A 17,447-nucleotide genomic window follows, 5' to 3' on the forward strand; every position below is an offset into this window, starting at 1 on the left:
GCCTCACCCGAGCGCAACGACGCGGAGCTGGTGAGGGGGTGGACAGTTCTGCACCCATTGGTCCCTGCACTCCCGGCACAACAGATAGGTGTGGGTGCACCGGTCGTCGGGACAGAGCACGGTCACCGCGTACGCCGCCACCTCGCCACAAGGCTCCGCGTCGCTGTCCGGGCTGCCACAGCTGCACTCACAGGCAGGCCGCTCGCCGAGCTCCTCCTCGAGCCGCTCGATCTCCTCATCGATGGTCGTGCTGATGGTCATGACATCTCCTCCGTCTGGATCGGATGTCGTCCTCACCACCACCTAAACAGAGACCACCGACAGTTCTGCCTCATGGATCGTGGTCTCGAAGCCGAGATCGGGACGTGAACCTCCGACCGGGGTCAGCTGCACGACGACCCCGGTCGCCACGTCCAGCGCGACGTCGTACGCCTCGGGGTACACCGTCCCCGCGGACGGCTGCCACCCCGGGTCGCCGTCGCCGTACTCGTCGCGGTCGGAGACCCAGGACCACAGCAGCGGACAACAACCGCACCGCGGCTCGTACTCATCCCCGGGCACCGCCCTCGCCCACCAGGTCTCCCGACCCGCTCGCTCCTCCGAACGCAGGTCGCTCAGCACGACGTCGGCGGAGAGCTCCTCGGGATCGAGCATCGACACGAACAGGTAGTTGTTCCACATCGGATCGTCGATGTCGTGGGTGTAGGCCCGCGACCGGCTCTCCACGAGACCGTCGGCGCGCAGGACCGGCTCCGGATCGAACACCGGAGCGTCACCCCGCTCGACGCGATCCCCGTCGGCATCGCGCACGCGGAGCCACCCGGGTCTGCGCAACCAGCACTCGACGTCGCCTTCGTCCCGCGTCCGCCAAGTGAAGTGCAGCGCGGAGAAGCGCCACGGCGAAGATCGGGCGAGCGCCCGGAAAGTGTCTTCGGTCAGCGGGATCTCAGCTTCCATCGGACCCGCCTTCGTCCAGCCAGCGGCCGTTCCGCATCAGGTGGCGTCCCTCGAGCTCGTTCGACTCGCGCCACGCCTGGATCTTGGTCGGCCGGATACGGATCAGGCTGTCCGCCCAGCTGCTCGGGTCGTCGCCCTGCTTCTCGGCGTAGATCTCCAGCACCCGCTTCGGCGTACGCTCCATCGGCTCGACCTCCGCGCGACCGTCGATGATCACGACGTCGCGCAGCTCGCCGAGCGCCAGGCGCACGACCGGGGAGGCGGACAGGTTGCGCTGGGTGCGCGCACCGCCCATGCTCGCGATCCAGATCGCGTCCTCCCACCACACGAACGAGATCGGCACCAGCCACGGCTGGTCGTCGTGCGCGGAGGCGATCCACAGGTCGATGTCGTTCTCCAGACGGGCGCGGGTGTCGGAGAGTCTCTGGGCGAGGGAGCGAGGGTCGGCAGCCATGGCCGCACCCTAACCGCCGACCATGCAGGTCGAACCCTAATTTTCCAGACGCCGACCTGGGAGGATGAACGCGTGGAGACCTGGGATTTCGAGGCCGAGCTGTGGCCGTGGAAGGGCGATACCGACGCCTGGATCTTCGTGACCGCTCCACCCGAGGTCACCGAGGACATCCGCGAGGCGTCGATCGCGACCGGTCCGCCGCGCGGCTTCGGGTCGGTGAGGGTCGAGGCGCGGATCGGCACGACTACCTGGAGGACGTCGGTCTTCCCAGGCCAGGAGGGCTATGCGCTGCCGATCAAGAAGGACGTACGCCGCCGCGAGGACCTCCAGGTCGGCGACCGCGCGCTCGTCTCGATCACGCTCGTCTGACCCGCGCGAAATTCCCGCGCGCAGCCGGCCGCCGGCATGGTTGGCTCGGCCACGATGAGCGCCCGGATGCACGACGACGAGCTGATGATCGACGAGGACCTGGTGCGGTCCCTGCTGAGGCGGGACCTCGCCGCGTACGCAGAGCTTCCCCTCCGCCCGCTGGACTCGACCGGGTCGACCAACCGGCTCTTCCGCCTGGGCGAGGAGCATCTCGTACGCCTCCCCCGCCAGCCCCGCGGATCCGCGACGATCACGCAGGAGGCCCGCTGGCTGCCCGGCTTCGCGACCAACCTCGCGGTCGCGACGCCCGAGGTGGTGACGGTCGGCGAGCCGGGCTTCGGCTACCCCGAGCGCTGGAGCGTGGTGCGCTGGCTCGACGGCGAGAAGCCTGGTCCCGGCGCGGGTGACGTCACCGCCGCGGACCTGGCCTCGGTCGTGACCGGCCTCCGCCGGACCGAGGTGCCCCAGGAGGCGCTCGATGACCCCGAGCTGCGCTGGTATCGCGGCGATCCGATCGCCGGCTTCGACGCCGACGTCCGGTCGAGGCTGCGCGAGTGTCGCGAGCTCGCCGATCTCGAGCTGGACCTGGACGCGGTCGAGTCCGTCTGGGACGAGGTGATGGCGCTTCCCCCTGCGGAGGCCGGACCGCACTGGCTCCACGGCGACCTGCTCGCCGAGAACCTCCTCGCCCGCGACGGCCGCCTCACCGCCGTACTCGACTTCGGTGCCCTCTCCGTCGGCGACCCCACCGTCGACCTGATCTGCGCCTGGGAGCTCCTCGACGCCGCCGGCCGCGACGAGTTCCGCAGGATCTTGGACATCGACGACGCCACCTGGCTTCGCAGCCGCGGCTGGGCCCTCTTCATCGCCCTCATGACCTTCCCCTACTACTGGCAGACCATGCCCGTACGCTGCGCCGACCGCCTCGTGATGGCTCGGGCTGTTCTGGACGGCTGAAACCCGGTGGCGTCAGGCGTGCGAACCGGAGCACGATGGAGGACGTGACTCGCGCGACCTGGCAGCCCCGACCCGACGACGCCGAGACCCTGAGACGGTTCTTCGGCAAGGACGGGCGGCTGCTGACGATCCCCTCGAAGCACGTCAAGAAGCTGGTGGTGCTCAACCAGCTCGCGCAGGCCTTCGAGCCGGGGAAGGTCTACCCCGAGCGGGAGGTCAACGAGGTCCTGGGGCGGTTCCACGAGGACGTCGCCGCGCTGCGCCGCTACCTCTTCGAAGAGGGATTCATGATGCGCGAGGGCGGCTACTACTGGCGCGACGGCGGGAGTGTCGACATCTGAGCGGCGACGGCGCCGCCCGATCGGGCATGATTCGGCCCATGACGATGCCGGACCAGACGGGCCAGCCAGTGCCCGGACAGCCGCCCGTGGGGTGGATCGACCTGACGATCCAGGGCAGCCACATGACCTCGAACATGATCGTGCCGACGGTGAAGCTCAACGGCCACCAGATGCCGACGCAGTACGGCCGGAACGTCTTCCCGGTGCCGCCGGGGCACTGGAACGTCGACATGTACGCCCAGTGGACCTGGAAGTTCGGCAAGGCGTCGCTGAGCTTCGACGTCGCCGAGGGCCAGACCGTTCCGGTCTTCTATGCTGCGCCGCTGACCGGGTTCAGCAAGGGTGCGATCGGGCACGAGAAGCAGGGCAAGCCCGGAGTCCTCGGCTTCGTCCTCATGATGGTCGTGCTGCTGCTCTTCATCGTCGGCATCGTGGCTCTGGGCGTGGTGTCGGGCTAGCTCGGCCCGCGGGGACACCGAACCGGACTGTCGGTGCTCACCGATACCGTCAGCCTTGTGACCACCACCGAATCACGCGGCCGAAGCGACGCCCGGCGAAATGCCCGGGGCTACGCGGTCCTCGACGTCGAGACGACCGGGCTCGACCCCTACCGCGACCGCGTGATCCAGGTGGCGATCCGCCAGATCGCCGCCGACGGCACCGCCGAGTCGGAGTGGGAGACGCTGGTCAACCCCGGCGCCGGCGTCGACCCCGGACCGGTCGAGGTCCATGGCCTGACCAGCGCCGATCTCGCCGGTGCCCCGTTCTTCCGGGACGTCGCCGCCACGATCGCCCAGCGCCTCGCCGGCCGGGTCTTCGTGGCCCACAACGCCGCGTTCGACTGGACGTTCGTGGCCGTGGAGTCGGACCGTGCCGGCGTACGCCTCGAGGTTTTGGAGTGGTTGTGCACGATGCGGTTCGCGAAGGCGCTCGCGCTGGAGGTGCCGGACAAGTCGCTGGCGACCATCGCGGCCTACTACGCGGTCGAACAGCTGAAGGCCCACGACGCGGGTGACGACACCCGGGTGGCCGCGGAGATCCTGCTGCGCGAGCTGGCCGACGCCGACCGGGTCGGTCTCACGCTGCCTCTGGTCGAGTGCAACACCTCGCGACAGCGGCTGAAACGGACCGTACGCCGCTGGTTCAGCCGCATCCGGCGACCGCTTCACTGAGAGATCGTCCCAACATCCGGGACATTTCCCGCAGAAATGCAACCGAAGAACCCGGTTCGGACATCACCATGTCGTCGGCCCCGCGTTACTTGAAGTAACAGCACCTTGAGGGCCCTGGTCCGAAGTGAGGCGATGAAGATGGTCATCCGGGGATTGATCGCCGGGGCGCTCGCCGCCCTGTTGGCAACGACGTTCGCGGCCTGCGCCGTGGAGCCCGCCGCCGCCCCTGCGCCCGAGGCGACTGCCTCACCGGCCGCGGGTTCCTCCTCCGCCAGCCCCTCGGCATCGCCGAGCGCCACGCCGACACCGTCACCCAGCGCGAAGCCGAAGCCCGAGCCGAAGCCGTCCCCGACCTCGGGCCCGCGGCTCTTCGGCAAGGGTGACAGCGGTGACGACGTACGTGACCTGCAGGCGCGCTTGAAGCAGATCGGCTGGTTCAACGCGGGCGTGACCGGGTTCTACGGCAACGTCACCACCGAGGCCGTCTCCGGTTTCCAGGGCAAGCGCGCCATCGCGGTCACCGGCTTCGTGGACCAGACCACGCTCGACCGGCTGCACGCGATGACCCGCGAGCCGACCGAGGCCGAGCTGACCAACGCACCGCCGCCGGTGCCCTCCGGCAAGCTCGACCCGCGCTGCCTGACCGGCCGGGTGATGTGCATCGACAAGTCCACCTCGGTGCTGCGCTGGGTCGTCGGCGGGACCGTACAGATGAGCGTCGAGGTGCGGTTCGGCTCACAGGAGCTGCCCACCCGCGAGGGCCAGTTCTCGGTCTTCGCCAAGAGCCGCGACCACGTGTCCTCCATCTACAAGACCCCGATGCCGTTCGCGATGTTCTTCTCCGGCGGCCAGGCGGTCCACTACTCCCCCGACTTCGCCGCCAACGGCTACAACGGCGCCTCCCACGGCTGCGTGAACGTGCGCGACTACGGCGCCATCACGTCGCTCTACGACCAGGTGAACATCGGCGACGGCGTGGTCATCTACTGGTCCTGAGAACCGCCGTGCACGGCCGTCCGGCCCTCGGGCAGGATTGAGGAGGCGTACGTCCGGAGTCTTAGGCTTGAGCCATGAAGGCGCTGCTCCTGGAGAACATCCATCCTGTCGCTGTCGAGAACCTCGAGAAGGCCGGCTTCGAGGTCGAGCTGCGCAGCAAGTCTCTCTCCGAGGACGAGCTGGTGGCCGACCTTCCGGGCGTGACGCTGCTCGGCATCCGGTCCAACACCCACATCACCCCGCGCGTGCTGGACGCGGCCACCGACCTCAAGGCGATCGGCTGCTTCTGCATCGGCACCAACCAGGTCGACCTGGCCGGGGCCGCCGAGCGCGGCGTGGCCGTCTTCAACGCCCCCTACTCCAACACCCGCTCGGTCGTCGAGCTGGTCATCGGCTACATCATCTCCCTGGCGCGACGGCTGCCGGAGAAGACCGAGAAGATGCACGCCGGCGTCTGGGACAAGTCCGCGAAGGGCTCCCACGAGATCCGCGGCCGCACGTTGGGCATCGTGGGCTACGGCAACATCGGCACCCAGCTCTCCAACATCGCCGAGGCGCTGGGCATGTACGTCATCTTCTACGACATCGCCGACCGGCTGGCCCACGGCAACGCGCGCCGGATGAAGTCCCTCGACGCGCTGCTGGAGGAGGCCGACGTGGTCTCCATCCACATCGACGGACGCCCGGGCAACCTGGGCATGTTCGGCGAGGAGCAGTTCGCGAAGATGAAGCCGCGCTCGCTGTTCATCAACGCCGCGCGAGGCTTCCTGGTCGACAACGACGCGCTGCGCAAGCACATCGAGTCCGGCCACATCGCCGGCGCCGCGCTCGACGTCTTCCCGATCGAGCCCAAGGCCCAGGGCGACGCCTTCGAGAGCCCGCTGCAGGGTCTCGACAACGTCATCCTGACCCCGCACGTCGGCGGCTCGACTCAGGAGGCCCAGGAGGAGATCGGCTGGTTCGTCTCCGGCAAGCTGCGCGACTTCATCCGCTCCGGCTCGACCGCGCTGAGCGTCAACCTGCCGGCCGTCCAGCCGCCGCCGCTGGCCGCCGGTGCGCGCCTCGCGCTGCTGCACGACAGCGTCCCGGGCGTGCTCGCCGAGCTCAACGCGCTGCTCGCCGCCGAGGGTGTCAACGTGACCGGTCAATACCTCGCCACCGCCGGTGAGACCGGCTTCGTGGTCACCGACGTGACCGACGTACCTGCGACGACGCTGGAGAAGATCACAGCCAACCCGCACACCAGGTGGGTGCGCGCCTACCACGCCTGACGCTAGCGTTCTGGCTCATGGAGCTCCCGCAACATTGGCCGCTGCCAGAGGCGACCGACCTTCTCGATGACGTCCTGGCAGCGTACGACGACCCGACCCGCCGCTATCACGACCGCCGACACCTCACCGAGGTGCTGGACCGGATCGAAGAGCTGCGGGCGGAGGGAGAGCACTTCGACCCGCTGACGGTCACCCTCGCGGCGTTCTTCCACGACTCCGTCTACGACGGGGAGCGGGATGCCGAGGAGCGCTCGGCCACCTGGGCCGAGGACGCGCTGGGCACCTACCTGGATGCCGGCGCCGTGGCCGAGGTCGCCCGGCTGGTGCGGCTGACCGAGACCCATGATCCCGCCCCCGACGACCGCAGCGGCCGGGTGCTCTCCGATGCCGACCTGGCGATCCTGGCGGCGCCGGCGGAGCGCTATGCGGAGTACGCCGCGACCGTCCGCGAGGAGTACCAGCATCTCTCCGACGAGGAGTTCCGCGTCGGTCGTGCCCAGGTCCTCGAGCGGCTGCTGGAGAAGGAGTCGCTCTTCTCGACGCCCTTCGCGAGGATCAGCTGGGAGGCAGCCGCGCGGGCCAACATCTCGGCCGAGATGGAGACCCTGAACACATACCTGTCACCCGACCGATAACGATTCGTAAAGAACCGCTCACCGGTGACAGAATTCGTCGGTGAGCTTCCAGACGTACGCCGACCTGTGGCGGATTCCCGACGTTCGCCGCATCCTCGTGCTGGGTCTGTTCCTGCGGATCCCGATGCCGGCGTCCTCTGTCATCGTGACCCTTCACGTGGTCGGCCCGCTGGACCGCTCCTACGCCGAGGCCGGCCTGGTCTCGACGATGCTCGCGATCGCGATGGCGATCTCCGCGCCCTGGCTCGGTCGGCTCCTCGACCGCCTCGGCCTGCGGCGTACGCTCCTGCTGCCGCTGGCCGTCCTCCCGATCGCCTGGTCGATCGCTCCCTGGGTCGGCTACCTCCCGCTGCTCGCACTGGTCGCCGTCGCCGGGCTCTTCACGGTCCCGTCCTTCTCGGTGGTGCGCCAGGTGATGATCCGCTCGGTCGGTCCCGGGAAGCGCACCGCGGCGCTGAGCGCCGACGCGATGATGACCGAGCTGGGCTTCATGGTCGGACCGGTGATCGGCGTGCTCGGCGCCAGCTACTTCGGCACCGCCTGGGCGATGCTGCTGATCCAGTGGCTCGGGATCGCCGCGGCGATCGTGCTGTGGCTGTTCAACCCGATGATCACCGAGGGCGAGGCGACCGTCCCGAGCGACGCTGTCCCGAGCGCCGCAGTCCCGAAGCGCCGCTTCGGGCTCCCCTCCTGGGTGAACCCGGGCGTCACGCTCCTGCTCGCCGGCACCTTCACCGCCTCGCTCATCCTCATCGCCGAGGACCTCGGCACCGTGGCCGCGATGCGCGACTTCGACCGCACCGCCCTGCTCGGGATCGTCATGGCGATCTGGGCGCTCGGCTCGCTGCTCGGCGCACTCATCTACGGCGCCCTCAACAGCCACCCCTCCACCGCGGTGATGCTCGTCCTGCTGGGCGCGACGACGGTGCTGACCGCGTTCGCCTGGGACCCGATCTCCTTCACCGTCCTGCTCCTGCTCAGCGGCTTCTTCTGCGCACCGACCCTGACCGCCGCGCTCGAGGCGATCACCAGCAGCGTCCCCGCGAACGTACGCGGCGAGGTGATGGGCTGGCACGGCTCGGCCATCACCCTCGGCAGCGCCGTCGGCGCCCCCACCGCCGGGTTCGCCATCGACCTGATCGGCTGGCAGGGCGGCTTCGTCCTCGGCGGCGGCCTCGGCCTGCTCATCGCGGCGGCCATCTGGCTCACCACCCGACGGATGTCCACCCCCGCCGAGGCGTCACTCCCGCCGGGCGAGAAGTCACCCGCCTAACGAGGTTTGCGGCGGCGAAGGCCGGCGGCGAGGAGAGCAGCGACCAAGACCCGAGAGGTGACCTCGACGGCACCCGCGGCGACCATCTCGTCGTAGACCTCGGCGGGTACGTCGTAATGGTCCCGGTCGAAGCCTCGGGCCGGGATGCCCATCCGGCTCGCGAAGGCGTGCAGCTCCTCGTAGGAGGTGTCGCTGGCGAGGTGAGACCACATCCGGCCGCGACTGGGTACGTTCGGCGGGTCGATGAGGATCACGGGCCATTCTTACCGTGTTCGTTCTTGGGTGCCACCCTGACCCCACAGCCTTGACCGGTCGGCAAGAATGGATCCTGATGAACACGACAGTGCTGTTCGAGGCTCGGGCGAGGGTGCTCCATGACCTCGATGCCCGCGGACTCGCCGGTGCGGCAGCCGTCTCCGCTCTCGAGGACGCGATGACCGAGCGCGGCTGGTGGGTCGAGCAATGGCCGGAGGGCAAGGCGTACGTCGCCGGCCTGGTCGCCCAGGACGTCCAAGACCTGCTCTTCGACGGCGAGGCCTCCGCGCGCTGGCCGGTGTGCACCACGTGTCCGCCCGAGTCGCCGGTGCACTCGCTCCACATCACTCCCGACCTGGGAGGTCCGGACCCGATCTGGGTCTGCGAGGAGAGCGGTGACGTGGTCGCTCCGTTGGGCGACCTCTGACTCAGGACGGACCGAGCTGCAGGTGCAGCGCATAACGGTCGGCACGGTAGACCGAGCGGCACACCTCGACGTAGCGGTCCCCCGCGACCGACTTCCGCTGCCTGCGGAGCACGGGGACGCCCACCGAGAGGCCGAGCAGGGTGGCCTCCTCGATGTTGGCCACATCGGCACGGAAGGTGTCATCGACCCACGACGGCCGCATCTGGCGGCTGGCCAGCTCGGCGTAGAGACTGGTCGGCGCGGTGCGCTCGAGCATCCCGGGCACGATCGCCTCGTCGAGGTAGACGTCCTCGATGCAGATCGGCACCCCGTCCCCGCGGCGCAGACGCCGCCAGTGGATGACGGCCGCACCTTCCTTGATGCCGAGCGCGCGGGCGATGGTGGGCCCGGCCTTCTCCCGGCCGAGCAGCAGGGTCTCGGACGACGCCTGCATCCCCCGGCGAGCCATCTCCTCGCTGAACCCGAGCACCGGGCTCGCCGCCCGCGGCGGGCGCGCCACGAAGGTGCCCCGGCCCGGGATCCGGACCAGCAGACCGTCGGCGACGAGCGCGTCGAGCGCCTGCCGCACGGTGGCCCGGGCGACGCTGAACTTCTGGACCAGCTCGCGCTCGGAGGGCGCGGAGGCACCAGGACTTTCGCCGATGACCAGCTCCCTGACGTACTCACGGATCTGGACGTGCTTGAGCGACCGCTCTCCCTCGACCGACCGGACCATGACCAGAGCGTAGGTGTACACCTCGCGTACGTCCCGAGTTTGGTCAAGTTGTGACATTGCAACGAGATGAGGCAGATCAACCGCAACGAAACGACAATGTCCCGATTTCACTAGAACACGTGTTCGATCGCGAGGTATGGTGGCGGGGTGGACTTCCAGGGAACACTCTTCGCCCCGACAGACGACGAGACCACCGAGACGACCTACGAGCGGATCCATCTGGACCGCGGAGCCTGGGTGGACATCGCCCGCGGCTGGCTGCCCGATCCCGATGACGTCTTCGCCGCGCTGGTCAGCGACGTCCCCTGGCACGAGGAGCGCCGGCAGATGTACGACCGCGTCGTCGACGTGCCTCGGCTCCTGCACACCTATCTGCAGGGCGACCCGCTCCCCCACCCCCGTCTCGCCGAGGCCCGCGGCCGCCTCACCGCCCACTACCTGCCCGAGCTGGGCGAGCCGTTCGTGACCGCGGGCTGCTGCTACTACCGCAACGGCCACGACTCGGTCGCCTGGCACGGCGACAAGATCGGCCGGGGCCGCACCAACGACACGATGGTCGCGATCGTCTCCGTCGGCGACCCCCGCCGCCTCGCGCTACGCCCCCACGGAGGCGGCAAGGGGATGAGCATCCAGATGGGCCACGGCGACCTCGTCGTCATGGGCGGCTCCTGCCAGCGCACCTGGGAGCACGCCATCCCCAAGGTCTCCTCCGCCGGCCCCCGGATCTCGGTCCAGTTCCGCCCCCGCAACGTCTTCTGAGGTTCAACCGGGATCAGCCGAAGGGACGCATGCTGAACCCTTCGCCGCGGTAGTAGCTGTCGATCGCGGCATTCATCCTGCTGATGAACGTGTCGAGGACCCTGACCGCACTGACGTAGCTGCGATTTCTCGCGCGAGTCAGGAAGGCCGCCTCGTACGTCGCCACGGCGGTCCTCGCCCGCCCCATCAGCTGGCCCTCGATCGAGTCGAACTGGCTGCTCACGCTCGAGAGCCGCGGCGACCACGCCCTCCAGGTGCGGTGTGCGGCGAGGTAGTTCCGCTGGGACCGCAAGGAGTCGGTGGCCGACTGCATCGCCGCGATGTCGATCCGGATCGAGCCTGCTTCGGCGGGAACCGGCTTCGTTGCGACGGCGACGCCGATCGGCCCGAGGCCGGTAACGAGGGCGAAGGCCACGAGCAGGACTCGTAGCCGGGTGGAGAGGTGGGGCACGGTGAACCTTTCTGAGGGAATCTTTCGGCCCATCGTGGTCGATCCGGCGCTCGCCTCGAACCCGTACCGGCCCCGTACCGAGAAGCCCGCCGAGTGCCGATCTCAACCGTCCCGAGGTGGGTCCCAGATGCGTTCCGTACGCTGGTAGGAAAGGATGGGACCGACAGCCGACGCCCCTGGAGCCGCCTTGACCACCACCGCACCACCCATCGCCCCGCCGTCCGCTGAGGAGATCGCCAGGGCGAAGGAGATCGTCGGGCGGGTCAGCACCGCCTTCAGCAGCCGTGTGGTCGGCCAGGAGCGGCTCAGGACGGCGCTGCTGATCGCGCTCCTCTCCGAGGGGCACGTGCTGCTCGAGAGCGTGCCCGGGCTGGCCAAGACGCTGGCCGCCTCGACGCTGTCACAGACGGTCAAGGCGCAGTTCTCCAGGATCCAATGCACCCCCGACCTGCTGCCGAGCGACATCATCGGCACCCAGGTCTACGACCAGCGCAACCACGAGTTCGAGACCCAGCTCGGCCCGGTGCACGCCAACTTCGTGCTGCTCGACGAGATCAACCGAAGCTCCGCCAAGACCCAGAGCGCCATGCTCGAGGCGATGCAGGAGCGCCAGACGAGCATCGCGGGCCACATCCACCCGCTGCCACGCCCGTTCATGGTGCTCGCCACGCAGAACCCGATCGAGGAGGAGGGCACCTACGTCCTCCCGCACGCGCAGATGGACCGGTTCCTGCTCAAGGAGATCGTCAACTACCCCAGCGACGCCGAGGAGCTCGTCGTCCTGGAGCGCATCGAGGCCGGCACGCTCGGCCCCGACCACGAGGTGACCCGTCCGGTCGCCGACCCCGACGACGTGATCTGGCTCCAGGAGCTGACCAAGCGCGTCTACGTCGACCCGGCGATCAAGCGCTACATCGTCGCCCTCGTCCAGGCGACCCGCAACGCCCGCCAGCTCCTCGGGCCGGAGACGGGTTCCTACGTCGAGATCGGCGCGTCCCCGCGTGCCTCGATCGCGTTCCTGCAGGCGTCGCGCGCGGCGGCGCTGCTGCTCGGCCGCTCCTACGTGACTCCCGAGGACGTGCGCGAGCTGCGCCACAGCATCCTGCGCCACCGGCTCCACCTCAGCTTCGAGGCGCTGGCCGAGAAGGTCCAGCCCGAGATGCTGGTCGACGCGCTGGTCCGCGCTGTCCCGAGCCCCTGAGTGGCGCCAGGAAATCAGGCACAGAATGGCGACGTACCTTCCCCGGATCCGCACGCGGTTGATGATCCATGCCCACCGCAAGGTCCTGGGCCTGCTCGACGGGGAGTACGCCAGCGTGCAGACCGGGCGCAGCATGGACTTCCACGACCTGAGGGAGTACGTCCCGGGCGACGACGTCAAGGACATCGACTGGAAGGCGACGGCCCGGTCTCGGAGCCTGCTGGTCAAGCGGTTCACCGCCGAGCGCCAGCATCTGGTGCTGCTGGCGATCTCCACCGGCCGGAGCATGGCGGCCCAGGCGACCGGCACCACGACCAAGCGCGAGCTGGCGATCTTCACCGCCGGCCTGGTCGGCTGGCTGGGCGTACGCCACGGCGACAAGGTCGCGGTCGCCTACGGCGACTCGGAGACCCAGAAGCTCACCAAGGCCGCGGACACCGAGATCGCGCTCGAGCGGGCGCTCGGGCAGGCCCACGAGGCGATCACCCCCGATTCCGCCGAGGCCGACATCGTCGCCGTCCTGCGCCACATCGCCACCAACGTACGCCGCCGGGCGATCCTGCTCGTGGTCACCGACGAACACTCGGTCAGTGACGAGATGGCCGCGGTCCTGCGCCGCCTCACCGTCCAGCACGAGGTCCTGGTCGCCGGCATCGACGACCTCGACCCCACCACCGCCGTGGCAGGCGGCGCCCCGACGGTCGACATCGACACCGTCTCCGCCCTGCCGGGATGGCTCACCGGCGACGCGGTCCTCCAGGCCCAGTACGCCGAGCTGGCAGCTGCCGAGGAGCACGGCCTGCGCGGCACCCTGGACCGCCTGGGCATCGCCTACCAGCGGGTCCAGGACGACGCCACCGCCATCGGCGCGGTCTTCCATCTCCTGGAGAGGCACCGCCATGCGCGCCGGTAGCGTCCCCGAGGAGTTCCAGCAGCCGCTGGCCCACTCGGGCTGGTGGCTGGTGCTCGCGCTCGCGCTGCTGGCCGTGGTGGCGCTCTACTACCTGGCGGTCATCCTGCTGACCCGCAAGCGCCGGCCGGTCGTCGAGATCGAGACGCCCTGGGTGCCCGAGCCTCGTGACCTCCGTGCCGAGCACCTGGCCGAGATCGACCGGATCGAGCGGGCGGTGCACCGCGGCGACGTACCGGCGCGGGTCGGCCACCAGCACCTGAGCCGCACCGTGCGCGACTACGTCGCCGAGGTCAGCCAGATCCCGGCCGACAAGATGGTCCTCGCCGATCTGAAGGCGACCGTACGCAGCGACCCCCGCACGCGCCCGCTGGCGATGGCCGTCGAGGTGATGTACCCGCCCGCCTTCGCCTCCGAGGAGGAGGGCAAGGCTTCCGAGCGCTTCCCCGAGGCGCTGAGCCGGGCCCGTCAGGTGGTGACGACATGGACCTGAGATGGCCCGTACTCGCCGCGATCGTGCTGGTCCTCACCATCGCCGCGATCGCCGCGATCGTCGTGTTCGCCGCCCGGGTGCATCGCCGCCCGGCCGACGCGGTGCTCGTCGCCCACACCGAGCGACTCAAGCGGCTCCCCCGGTTCCGCGAGCTCGCGACCCAGCAGCGGTGGCTGTCCTGGTGGCAGACCGCGGGGATCGCGCTCGCGGTGATCGGGTGCATCTGGCTGATCGCCCGGCCGCAGGCAACCGACATCACCCAGAACCGCTACTCCACCCGCGACATCGTGCTCTGCCTCGACGCCTCGACCTCGATGTTCGACGAGGACACCCAGGTCACCCAGGCCTACTCCCAGCTCGTCGCCGGCCTCAACGGCGAGCGGGTCAGCCTGGTGCTGTGGAGCGACGCCGCGGTCACCGTCTTCCCGCTCACCGACGACTACGGCTGGGTGCAGGACGAGCTGGCGCGGGCCGGCCGGGCCTTCGCCCTCGGCGACCAGGAGTACGTCGCCGGCACCTACCTCGGCAAGGAGCGGGCGAGCCTGATCAGCGACGGGATCGTCTCCTGCGTCAAGCGCTTCGACCTGTCCAACTCCGAGCGCGGCCGGGCGGTCATCGTCGCCTCCGACAACGACCCGCAGGGCGGGCCTCCGGTCTACACGCTGCCCGAGGCCACCGAGTTCGCCAAGGAGCGCGACGTCCAGCTCTACGGCATCGGCTCCGCCGACCTCAGCTTCCAGGAGGACAAGCGCGCCACCTTCGACAAGGCGATGACCGACACCGGCGGCACATTCTCGCTGCTCGGTGACGACGGCTCGATCGAGTCGATCCTGGCCGGGATCGACCGGCTCTCGGCCGACGAGGTCGTCGAGCCCCCGAAGTACCAGATCCGCGACGCTCCCGGCTGGCCGATCGCGACGATCGTCCTCGGGGTCCTCATGCTGATCGCCGGGTGGGTCTACGCCCTGGTCCGATCCGGCCGGCTGTCCCCGGGCCCGTCGCCGCGACCGACGCCGCCGGGAGGCTCGTTGCCCGCACAGACCCGGCCACCGAGCGAGGTGGGTCGATGAGCGCCAGGGGGTGGCAGATCCTCACGCTCGTACGCCGCGTGCTGATCGTCCTGCTCACGGTCGTCGTCCTGGTGCGGCCGAGCTGGGGCGCGGCACCGGCGGAGATGCGTACGGCCGACCTCGATGTCCTCGTCGTGGTCGACAGGACACGGTCGATGGTCGCCGAGGACGCACCCGGCGGCGAGGCCCGGATGACACAGCTCAAGAAGGACCTCAAGGCGCTCTCGTCGGCTCTGCCCTCGGTGCGGTTCGGCGCGATCACCTTCGGTGGCGAGGTCGTCCGCACCGAGATGCCGTTCACCTATGACACCACCGCCTTCAACGCCTGGGTCGACGGGCTCTACGCCGAGCGGGCCTTCGACGGGTCCGGTTCGATGGTCGACGCTCCGCGCGACCAGATGATCGATGCCCTGGAGCGTGACCAGGAGCGCTTTCCCGAGCGGCGCCGGATCGTGGTGTTCGCCTCCGACGGCGAGAACACCCGCGAGGGCGTCGACCAGCAGTCGTTCGCCGAGGTCGACGACCTCTCGGCCGGTGGCATGGTGCTCGGCTACGGCACCGAAGAGGGCGGCCGGATGCCCTGGGACGACGAACGTCCCCAGGACGGCTACCTCAAGGACGGCGACGGCCAGGACGCCCGCTCCCGGATCGACCTGGCCAACCTGCGCGAGATCGCAGGTCAGATGGGTCTTCAGACCCTTCACCGCACGACGAAGGAGACCAAGGAGATCACCACGGAGGCCTCGACCTGGGACTCCGAGATGCTCACCGAGGAGACCTCCGCCGGCGGCGAGACGTCCCGGGCCTGGCTCTTCGGCTTCCCGCTCCTGGCACTCTTGCTGTGGGAGCTGTGGGGCCATCGTCGCCGCGCGCACGAGGCCGAGGAGGTGCTGTCGTGACGCTTACCGAGACGCCTGTCGACTCGACCGAGCCGCAACCGCTACGCACTCCTCGCGAGCAGGTGCGGCGCGCGCTGCTGCTCGCCGGGATCGTGCCGGTGGTGATCGGTCTGGCCTTCCTGGGGAAGGTGATCCTGATGGACCACCACGACCGCGGTGGCCGGGACGCCTGGGACGTACGCGACGCCGCGACCGCGATGGAGCACTACTCCGCCAACCGCGACCTCAACTTCCTGCAGCCGTGGATCGCCCACTTCGACGCCGGCAACGCCGCCTTCCTGCTCGGCGAGAACGCCCGCGCGGTCGCCTACTACGGCGAGGCGTTGGAGCGCGTGCCCGAGGACCACGAGTGCACCGTACGCATCAACATGTCGCTGACCCAGGAGGCGATCGGCGACCGCGCCCGGGACGCCGGCGATCAGCCCGGCGCGAAGGCGGCGTACGAGGAGGCACTGGCCACGTTGAAGGAGGGCGACTGCCCCACCGACGCCGGCCAGGGCCCCGAGCAGTCCCAGCAGGGCGAGTCCGTCGAGGAGCGCCTGAAGGAGAAGCTGACCCCGAAGGTGCCGATCAAGCCCGAGGAGCAGGAAGACCCGCCCGAGGAGCCGCAGAACCAGGACGAGAAGGAAGACAAGCTCGACCGACGCAACGGCGACGGCGAGGACTACCGCCGCGACGACGCCGACCTGGACGACTACGGCGGGTTCAGCGACGAGCCCCAGTGGTGAGGCTCAGTGGTGAGGCTCAGCGCATGAGCGTCTGAGACGGCAGCTCCTGGAACTGCGCCCGGTACGCCTGGGAGAACCGGCCGAGGTGGAAGAAGCCCCACTGGGCGGCGACCTCGGTGACCGAGGTGGCGGTCGCGTCGGCGGCGAGCAGGTCGGTGTAGGCCCGGTCCAGCCGCGTACGCCGCCAGTACTCCAGCGGGGTGGTGTCGAGGTCGCGCTGGAAGGCCTCCTGCAGCGTGCGGGTGGAGACGCCGACCTTCTGGGCGAGCTCGGCGACCTTCCAGGGGCGCTCGGGGTGGGCCTCGAGGAGGTCCACGGCCATGCGTACGGCCCGGGAGATGGTGGGAGATCCGGTCTCGGAGACGATCTCGAGGGAGGTGTTGGCCTGGATCGTGAGCAGCCCGCCGATGAGCGCCTGCTCGTACGGCGCGGCCACCAGCGGAGAGCTCAGCAGTGAGCCACCGGCCTCGACGTTGTCGTAGGCCAGCCGCACCATCTTCAGCCAGTCGCGCACCTCGGGCCGGCCGAGGTCGAGGCTGGGATCGAAGACCACCGGCCCGGAGCCGCCGATGCCCGCGGCCGCCTCCTCGACGGCGCTGCGCCGGATGTAGACCTGCAGCTTCTCGCAGCCGTCGGACCAGAGCATGTCGACCGGTTCGGTCGGCGAGCCGATCGAGGCGCGGGTGCGGTCGGCGAGGACGACCTGCTCCCCCACCTTGACCTTGGCGGTGCCGGCCAGCGGGAGCTGGATCAGGTAGAAGTCATCGAAGGTGCCGGGAGTGATCCGCACCTCGTCGCCGTAGCGCATGTAGTTGAGCATCACGTCCTCGCCCAGCGGCGCGGCGTTGTGCACCATGTCGAGGTGGGAACCGGCCTTGGTCAGCGCCAGGTAATGGGCACAGAATCGTTCGGCTACGGCTTCTCTGGCCTGGTCCACGTCAGTGGTGGCGACAACGGTGTGGCGACCCAACAGAGGACGGGGCAAGGGAGGCTCCTGGAGCGTGCTCGATTGACGGAAGAGCGTAGCGGAGCCAGCGCCGCGTCAACGCGAACACGGCGCAATCACTGTCTAAGGTCCCAGCCCAGGTCCTGGCCCGGTCCCGAAACGAGATGC

The 17,447-nt window shown here is 69.5% G+C and carries 24 protein-coding genes; 17 read left to right on the forward strand and 7 right to left on the reverse strand.

Features of this window, described 5'->3' with window-relative positions; all coding sequences use genetic code 11:
- Positions 1-3 precede the first annotated feature (3 nt).
- The 3 genes from ABZY89_RS02475 to ABZY89_RS02485 are packed head-to-tail and all read right to left on the reverse strand — an operon-like array spanning position 4 to position 1,411.
- Entirely contained in the window at positions 4-261 is a 258-nt protein-coding gene (locus ABZY89_RS02475) for a hypothetical protein (RefSeq protein WP_355224344.1), read from the reverse strand.
- A 42-nt stretch (positions 262-303) separates the two neighbouring features.
- Positions 304-957 carry a hypothetical protein gene (locus ABZY89_RS02480; protein WP_355224346.1) on the reverse strand — a complete coding sequence of 218 codons (654 nt, stop codon included), beginning with the start codon at positions 955-957 and terminating at the stop codon, positions 304-306.
- Positions 947-1,411, reverse strand: coding sequence for a pyridoxamine 5'-phosphate oxidase family protein (locus ABZY89_RS02485; RefSeq protein WP_355224347.1), 465 nt, complete (start codon positions 1,409-1,411; stop codon positions 947-949). Before ABZY89_RS02485 ends, ABZY89_RS02480 begins: the two co-directional genes overlap by 11 nt.
- Positions 1,412-1,483: 72 nt before the next feature.
- Here ABZY89_RS02485 and ABZY89_RS02490 point away from each other — a divergent pair, with 72 nt between their 5' ends.
- From ABZY89_RS02490 to ABZY89_RS02530, 9 genes are all read left to right on the forward strand, one after another.
- Entirely contained in the window at positions 1,484-1,780 is a 297-nt protein-coding gene (locus ABZY89_RS02490) for a DUF1905 domain-containing protein (RefSeq protein ID WP_355224349.1), read from the forward strand.
- Positions 1,781-1,834: 54 nt separating this feature from the next.
- The gene (locus tag ABZY89_RS02495) at positions 1,835-2,737 is read left to right on the forward strand and encodes an aminoglycoside phosphotransferase family protein (protein ID WP_355224351.1); all 903 of its coding nucleotides are present in this window, start codon (positions 1,835-1,837) and stop codon (positions 2,735-2,737) included.
- Between the two features lie 35 nt (positions 2,738-2,772).
- A complete protein-coding gene (locus tag ABZY89_RS02500) occupies positions 2,773-3,078 on the forward strand; it encodes a DUF2087 domain-containing protein (RefSeq protein WP_355224353.1) in 306 nt (101 codons plus the stop codon).
- Between the two features lie 38 nt (positions 3,079-3,116).
- Positions 3,117-3,536, forward strand: a complete 420-nt coding sequence (locus ABZY89_RS02505; protein WP_355224354.1) for a hypothetical protein — start codon at positions 3,117-3,119, stop codon at positions 3,534-3,536.
- Positions 3,537-3,593: 57 nt separating this feature from the next.
- Positions 3,594-4,250: an exonuclease domain-containing protein gene (locus ABZY89_RS02510; protein WP_355224356.1), complete on the forward strand. Its 657-nt coding sequence runs from the start codon at positions 3,594-3,596 to the stop codon at positions 4,248-4,250.
- Positions 4,251-4,382: 132 nt separating this feature from the next.
- On the forward strand, positions 4,383-5,246 hold the full coding sequence (locus ABZY89_RS02515; RefSeq protein ID WP_355224357.1) for a L,D-transpeptidase family protein: 864 nt from the start codon (positions 4,383-4,385) through the stop codon (positions 5,244-5,246).
- A gap of 74 nt (positions 5,247-5,320) precedes the next feature.
- Positions 5,321-6,517 (forward strand): phosphoglycerate dehydrogenase, encoded by a 1,197-nt coding sequence (gene serA / locus ABZY89_RS02520; RefSeq protein WP_355224359.1) that lies wholly within the window; start codon positions 5,321-5,323, stop codon positions 6,515-6,517.
- Positions 6,518-6,534: 17 nt separating this feature from the next.
- Positions 6,535-7,152 (forward strand): hypothetical protein, encoded by a 618-nt coding sequence (locus ABZY89_RS02525; RefSeq protein WP_355224361.1) that lies wholly within the window; start codon positions 6,535-6,537, stop codon positions 7,150-7,152.
- A gap of 40 nt (positions 7,153-7,192) precedes the next feature.
- Positions 7,193-8,425: an MFS transporter gene (locus ABZY89_RS02530; RefSeq protein WP_355224363.1), complete on the forward strand. Its 1,233-nt coding sequence runs from the start codon at positions 7,193-7,195 to the stop codon at positions 8,423-8,425.
- On the opposite strand, the gene ABZY89_RS02535 is transcribed toward ABZY89_RS02530, so the two are convergent.
- Positions 8,422-8,679, reverse strand: coding sequence for a DUF4031 domain-containing protein (locus ABZY89_RS02535; RefSeq protein WP_355224364.1), 258 nt, complete (start codon positions 8,677-8,679; stop codon positions 8,422-8,424). The two genes, ABZY89_RS02530 and ABZY89_RS02535, sit on opposite strands and share 4 nt — an antisense overlap.
- 77 nt (positions 8,680-8,756) lie before the next feature.
- On the opposite strand from ABZY89_RS02535, the gene ABZY89_RS02540 reads away from it, so the two are divergent.
- Entirely contained in the window at positions 8,757-9,107 is a 351-nt protein-coding gene (locus tag ABZY89_RS02540; protein WP_160026922.1) for a hypothetical protein, read from the forward strand.
- Between the two features lies 1 nt (position 9,108).
- On the opposite strand, the gene ABZY89_RS02545 is transcribed toward ABZY89_RS02540, so the two are convergent.
- Positions 9,109-9,879 carry a GntR family transcriptional regulator gene (locus ABZY89_RS02545; RefSeq protein WP_355224366.1) on the reverse strand — a complete coding sequence of 257 codons (771 nt, stop codon included), beginning with the start codon at positions 9,877-9,879 and terminating at the stop codon, positions 9,109-9,111.
- A gap of 90 nt (positions 9,880-9,969) precedes the next feature.
- Between ABZY89_RS02545 and ABZY89_RS02550 the strand changes: the two genes are divergently transcribed.
- The gene (locus tag ABZY89_RS02550; RefSeq protein ID WP_355224368.1) at positions 9,970-10,581 is read left to right on the forward strand and encodes an alpha-ketoglutarate-dependent dioxygenase AlkB; all 612 of its coding nucleotides are present in this window, start codon (positions 9,970-9,972) and stop codon (positions 10,579-10,581) included.
- Between the two features lie 13 nt (positions 10,582-10,594).
- Here the strand turns inward: ABZY89_RS02550 and ABZY89_RS02555 are convergent, their stop codons facing one another.
- The gene (locus tag ABZY89_RS02555) at positions 10,595-11,032 is read right to left on the reverse strand and encodes a hypothetical protein (RefSeq protein ID WP_355224370.1); all 438 of its coding nucleotides are present in this window, start codon (positions 11,030-11,032) and stop codon (positions 10,595-10,597) included.
- 187 nt (positions 11,033-11,219) lie between these two features.
- Between ABZY89_RS02555 and ABZY89_RS02560 the strand changes: the two genes are divergently transcribed.
- Genes ABZY89_RS02560 through ABZY89_RS02585 form a run of 6 tightly spaced genes read left to right on the forward strand, consistent with a single transcriptional unit; the run spans position 11,220 to position 16,333 of the window.
- Positions 11,220-12,233, forward strand: coding sequence for a MoxR family ATPase (locus tag ABZY89_RS02560; protein WP_355021236.1), 1,014 nt, complete (start codon positions 11,220-11,222; stop codon positions 12,231-12,233).
- Positions 12,234-12,258: 25 nt separating this feature from the next.
- Positions 12,259-13,146, forward strand: coding sequence for a DUF58 domain-containing protein (locus ABZY89_RS02565; RefSeq protein ID WP_355224371.1), 888 nt, complete (start codon positions 12,259-12,261; stop codon positions 13,144-13,146).
- Positions 13,133-13,636: a hypothetical protein gene (locus tag ABZY89_RS02570; protein ID WP_355224373.1), complete on the forward strand. Its 504-nt coding sequence runs from the start codon at positions 13,133-13,135 to the stop codon at positions 13,634-13,636. The genes ABZY89_RS02565 and ABZY89_RS02570 overlap by 14 nt, the downstream gene beginning before the upstream one ends.
- Positions 13,627-14,706 carry a VWA domain-containing protein gene (locus ABZY89_RS02575; protein ID WP_355224374.1) on the forward strand — a complete coding sequence of 360 codons (1,080 nt, stop codon included), beginning with the start codon at positions 13,627-13,629 and terminating at the stop codon, positions 14,704-14,706. The genes ABZY89_RS02570 and ABZY89_RS02575 overlap by 10 nt, the downstream gene beginning before the upstream one ends.
- Positions 14,703-15,605, forward strand: coding sequence for a VWA domain-containing protein (locus ABZY89_RS02580; RefSeq protein ID WP_355224376.1), 903 nt, complete (start codon positions 14,703-14,705; stop codon positions 15,603-15,605). The genes ABZY89_RS02575 and ABZY89_RS02580 overlap by 4 nt, the downstream gene beginning before the upstream one ends.
- Positions 15,602-16,333 carry a tetratricopeptide repeat protein gene (locus ABZY89_RS02585; protein ID WP_355224377.1) on the forward strand — a complete coding sequence of 244 codons (732 nt, stop codon included), beginning with the start codon at positions 15,602-15,604 and terminating at the stop codon, positions 16,331-16,333. The genes ABZY89_RS02580 and ABZY89_RS02585 overlap by 4 nt, the downstream gene beginning before the upstream one ends.
- Positions 16,334-16,349: 16 nt before the next feature.
- Here the strand turns inward: ABZY89_RS02585 and ABZY89_RS02590 are convergent, their stop codons facing one another.
- The gene (locus ABZY89_RS02590) at positions 16,350-17,318 is read right to left on the reverse strand and encodes an AraC family transcriptional regulator (RefSeq protein ID WP_355224379.1); all 969 of its coding nucleotides are present in this window, start codon (positions 17,316-17,318) and stop codon (positions 16,350-16,352) included.
- Between the last annotated feature and the right edge of the window lie 129 nt (positions 17,319-17,447).

This window comes from Nocardioides sp. NPDC006303, assembly GCF_040613175.1.
Taxonomy (GTDB): Bacteria; Actinomycetota; Actinomycetes; order Propionibacteriales; family Nocardioidaceae; genus Nocardioides.

What these genes read in the sequence shown, in the direction of transcription:
- ABZY89_RS02575 (WP_355224374.1), top strand. Translation starts at nt 13,627, where the DNA reads ATGGACCTGAGATGGCCCGTACTCGCCGCGATCGTGCTGGTCCTCACC.
- ABZY89_RS02540 (WP_160026922.1), top strand. Translation starts at nt 8,757, where the DNA reads ATGAACACGACAGTGCTGTTCGAGGCTCGGGCGAGGGTGCTCCATGAC.
- ABZY89_RS02495 (WP_355224351.1), top strand. Translation starts at nt 1,835, where the DNA reads ATGAGCGCCCGGATGCACGACGACGAGCTGATGATCGACGAGGACCTG.
- serA (WP_355224359.1), top strand. Translation starts at nt 5,321, where the DNA reads ATGAAGGCGCTGCTCCTGGAGAACATCCATCCTGTCGCTGTCGAGAAC.
- ABZY89_RS02525 (WP_355224361.1), top strand. Translation starts at nt 6,535, where the DNA reads ATGGAGCTCCCGCAACATTGGCCGCTGCCAGAGGCGACCGACCTTCTC.
- ABZY89_RS02515 (WP_355224357.1), top strand. Translation starts at nt 4,383, where the DNA reads ATGAAGATGGTCATCCGGGGATTGATCGCCGGGGCGCTCGCCGCCCTG.
- ABZY89_RS02565 (WP_355224371.1), top strand. Translation starts at nt 12,259, where the DNA reads ATGGCGACGTACCTTCCCCGGATCCGCACGCGGTTGATGATCCATGCC.
- ABZY89_RS02545 (WP_355224366.1), bottom strand. Translation starts at nt 9,879, where the DNA reads ATGTCACAACTTGACCAAACTCGGGACGTACGCGAGGTGTACACCTAC.
- ABZY89_RS02570 (WP_355224373.1), top strand. Translation starts at nt 13,133, where the DNA reads ATGCGCGCCGGTAGCGTCCCCGAGGAGTTCCAGCAGCCGCTGGCCCAC.
- ABZY89_RS02580 (WP_355224376.1), top strand. Translation starts at nt 14,703, where the DNA reads ATGAGCGCCAGGGGGTGGCAGATCCTCACGCTCGTACGCCGCGTGCTG.
- ABZY89_RS02475 (WP_355224344.1), bottom strand. Translation starts at nt 261, where the DNA reads ATGACCATCAGCACGACCATCGATGAGGAGATCGAGCGGCTCGAGGAG.
- ABZY89_RS02485 (WP_355224347.1), bottom strand. Translation starts at nt 1,411, where the DNA reads ATGGCTGCCGACCCTCGCTCCCTCGCCCAGAGACTCTCCGACACCCGC.
- ABZY89_RS02505 (WP_355224354.1), top strand. Translation starts at nt 3,117, where the DNA reads ATGACGATGCCGGACCAGACGGGCCAGCCAGTGCCCGGACAGCCGCCC.
- ABZY89_RS02480 (WP_355224346.1), bottom strand. Translation starts at nt 957, where the DNA reads ATGGAAGCTGAGATCCCGCTGACCGAAGACACTTTCCGGGCGCTCGCC.
- ABZY89_RS02500 (WP_355224353.1), top strand. Translation starts at nt 2,773, where the DNA reads ATGGAGGACGTGACTCGCGCGACCTGGCAGCCCCGACCCGACGACGCC.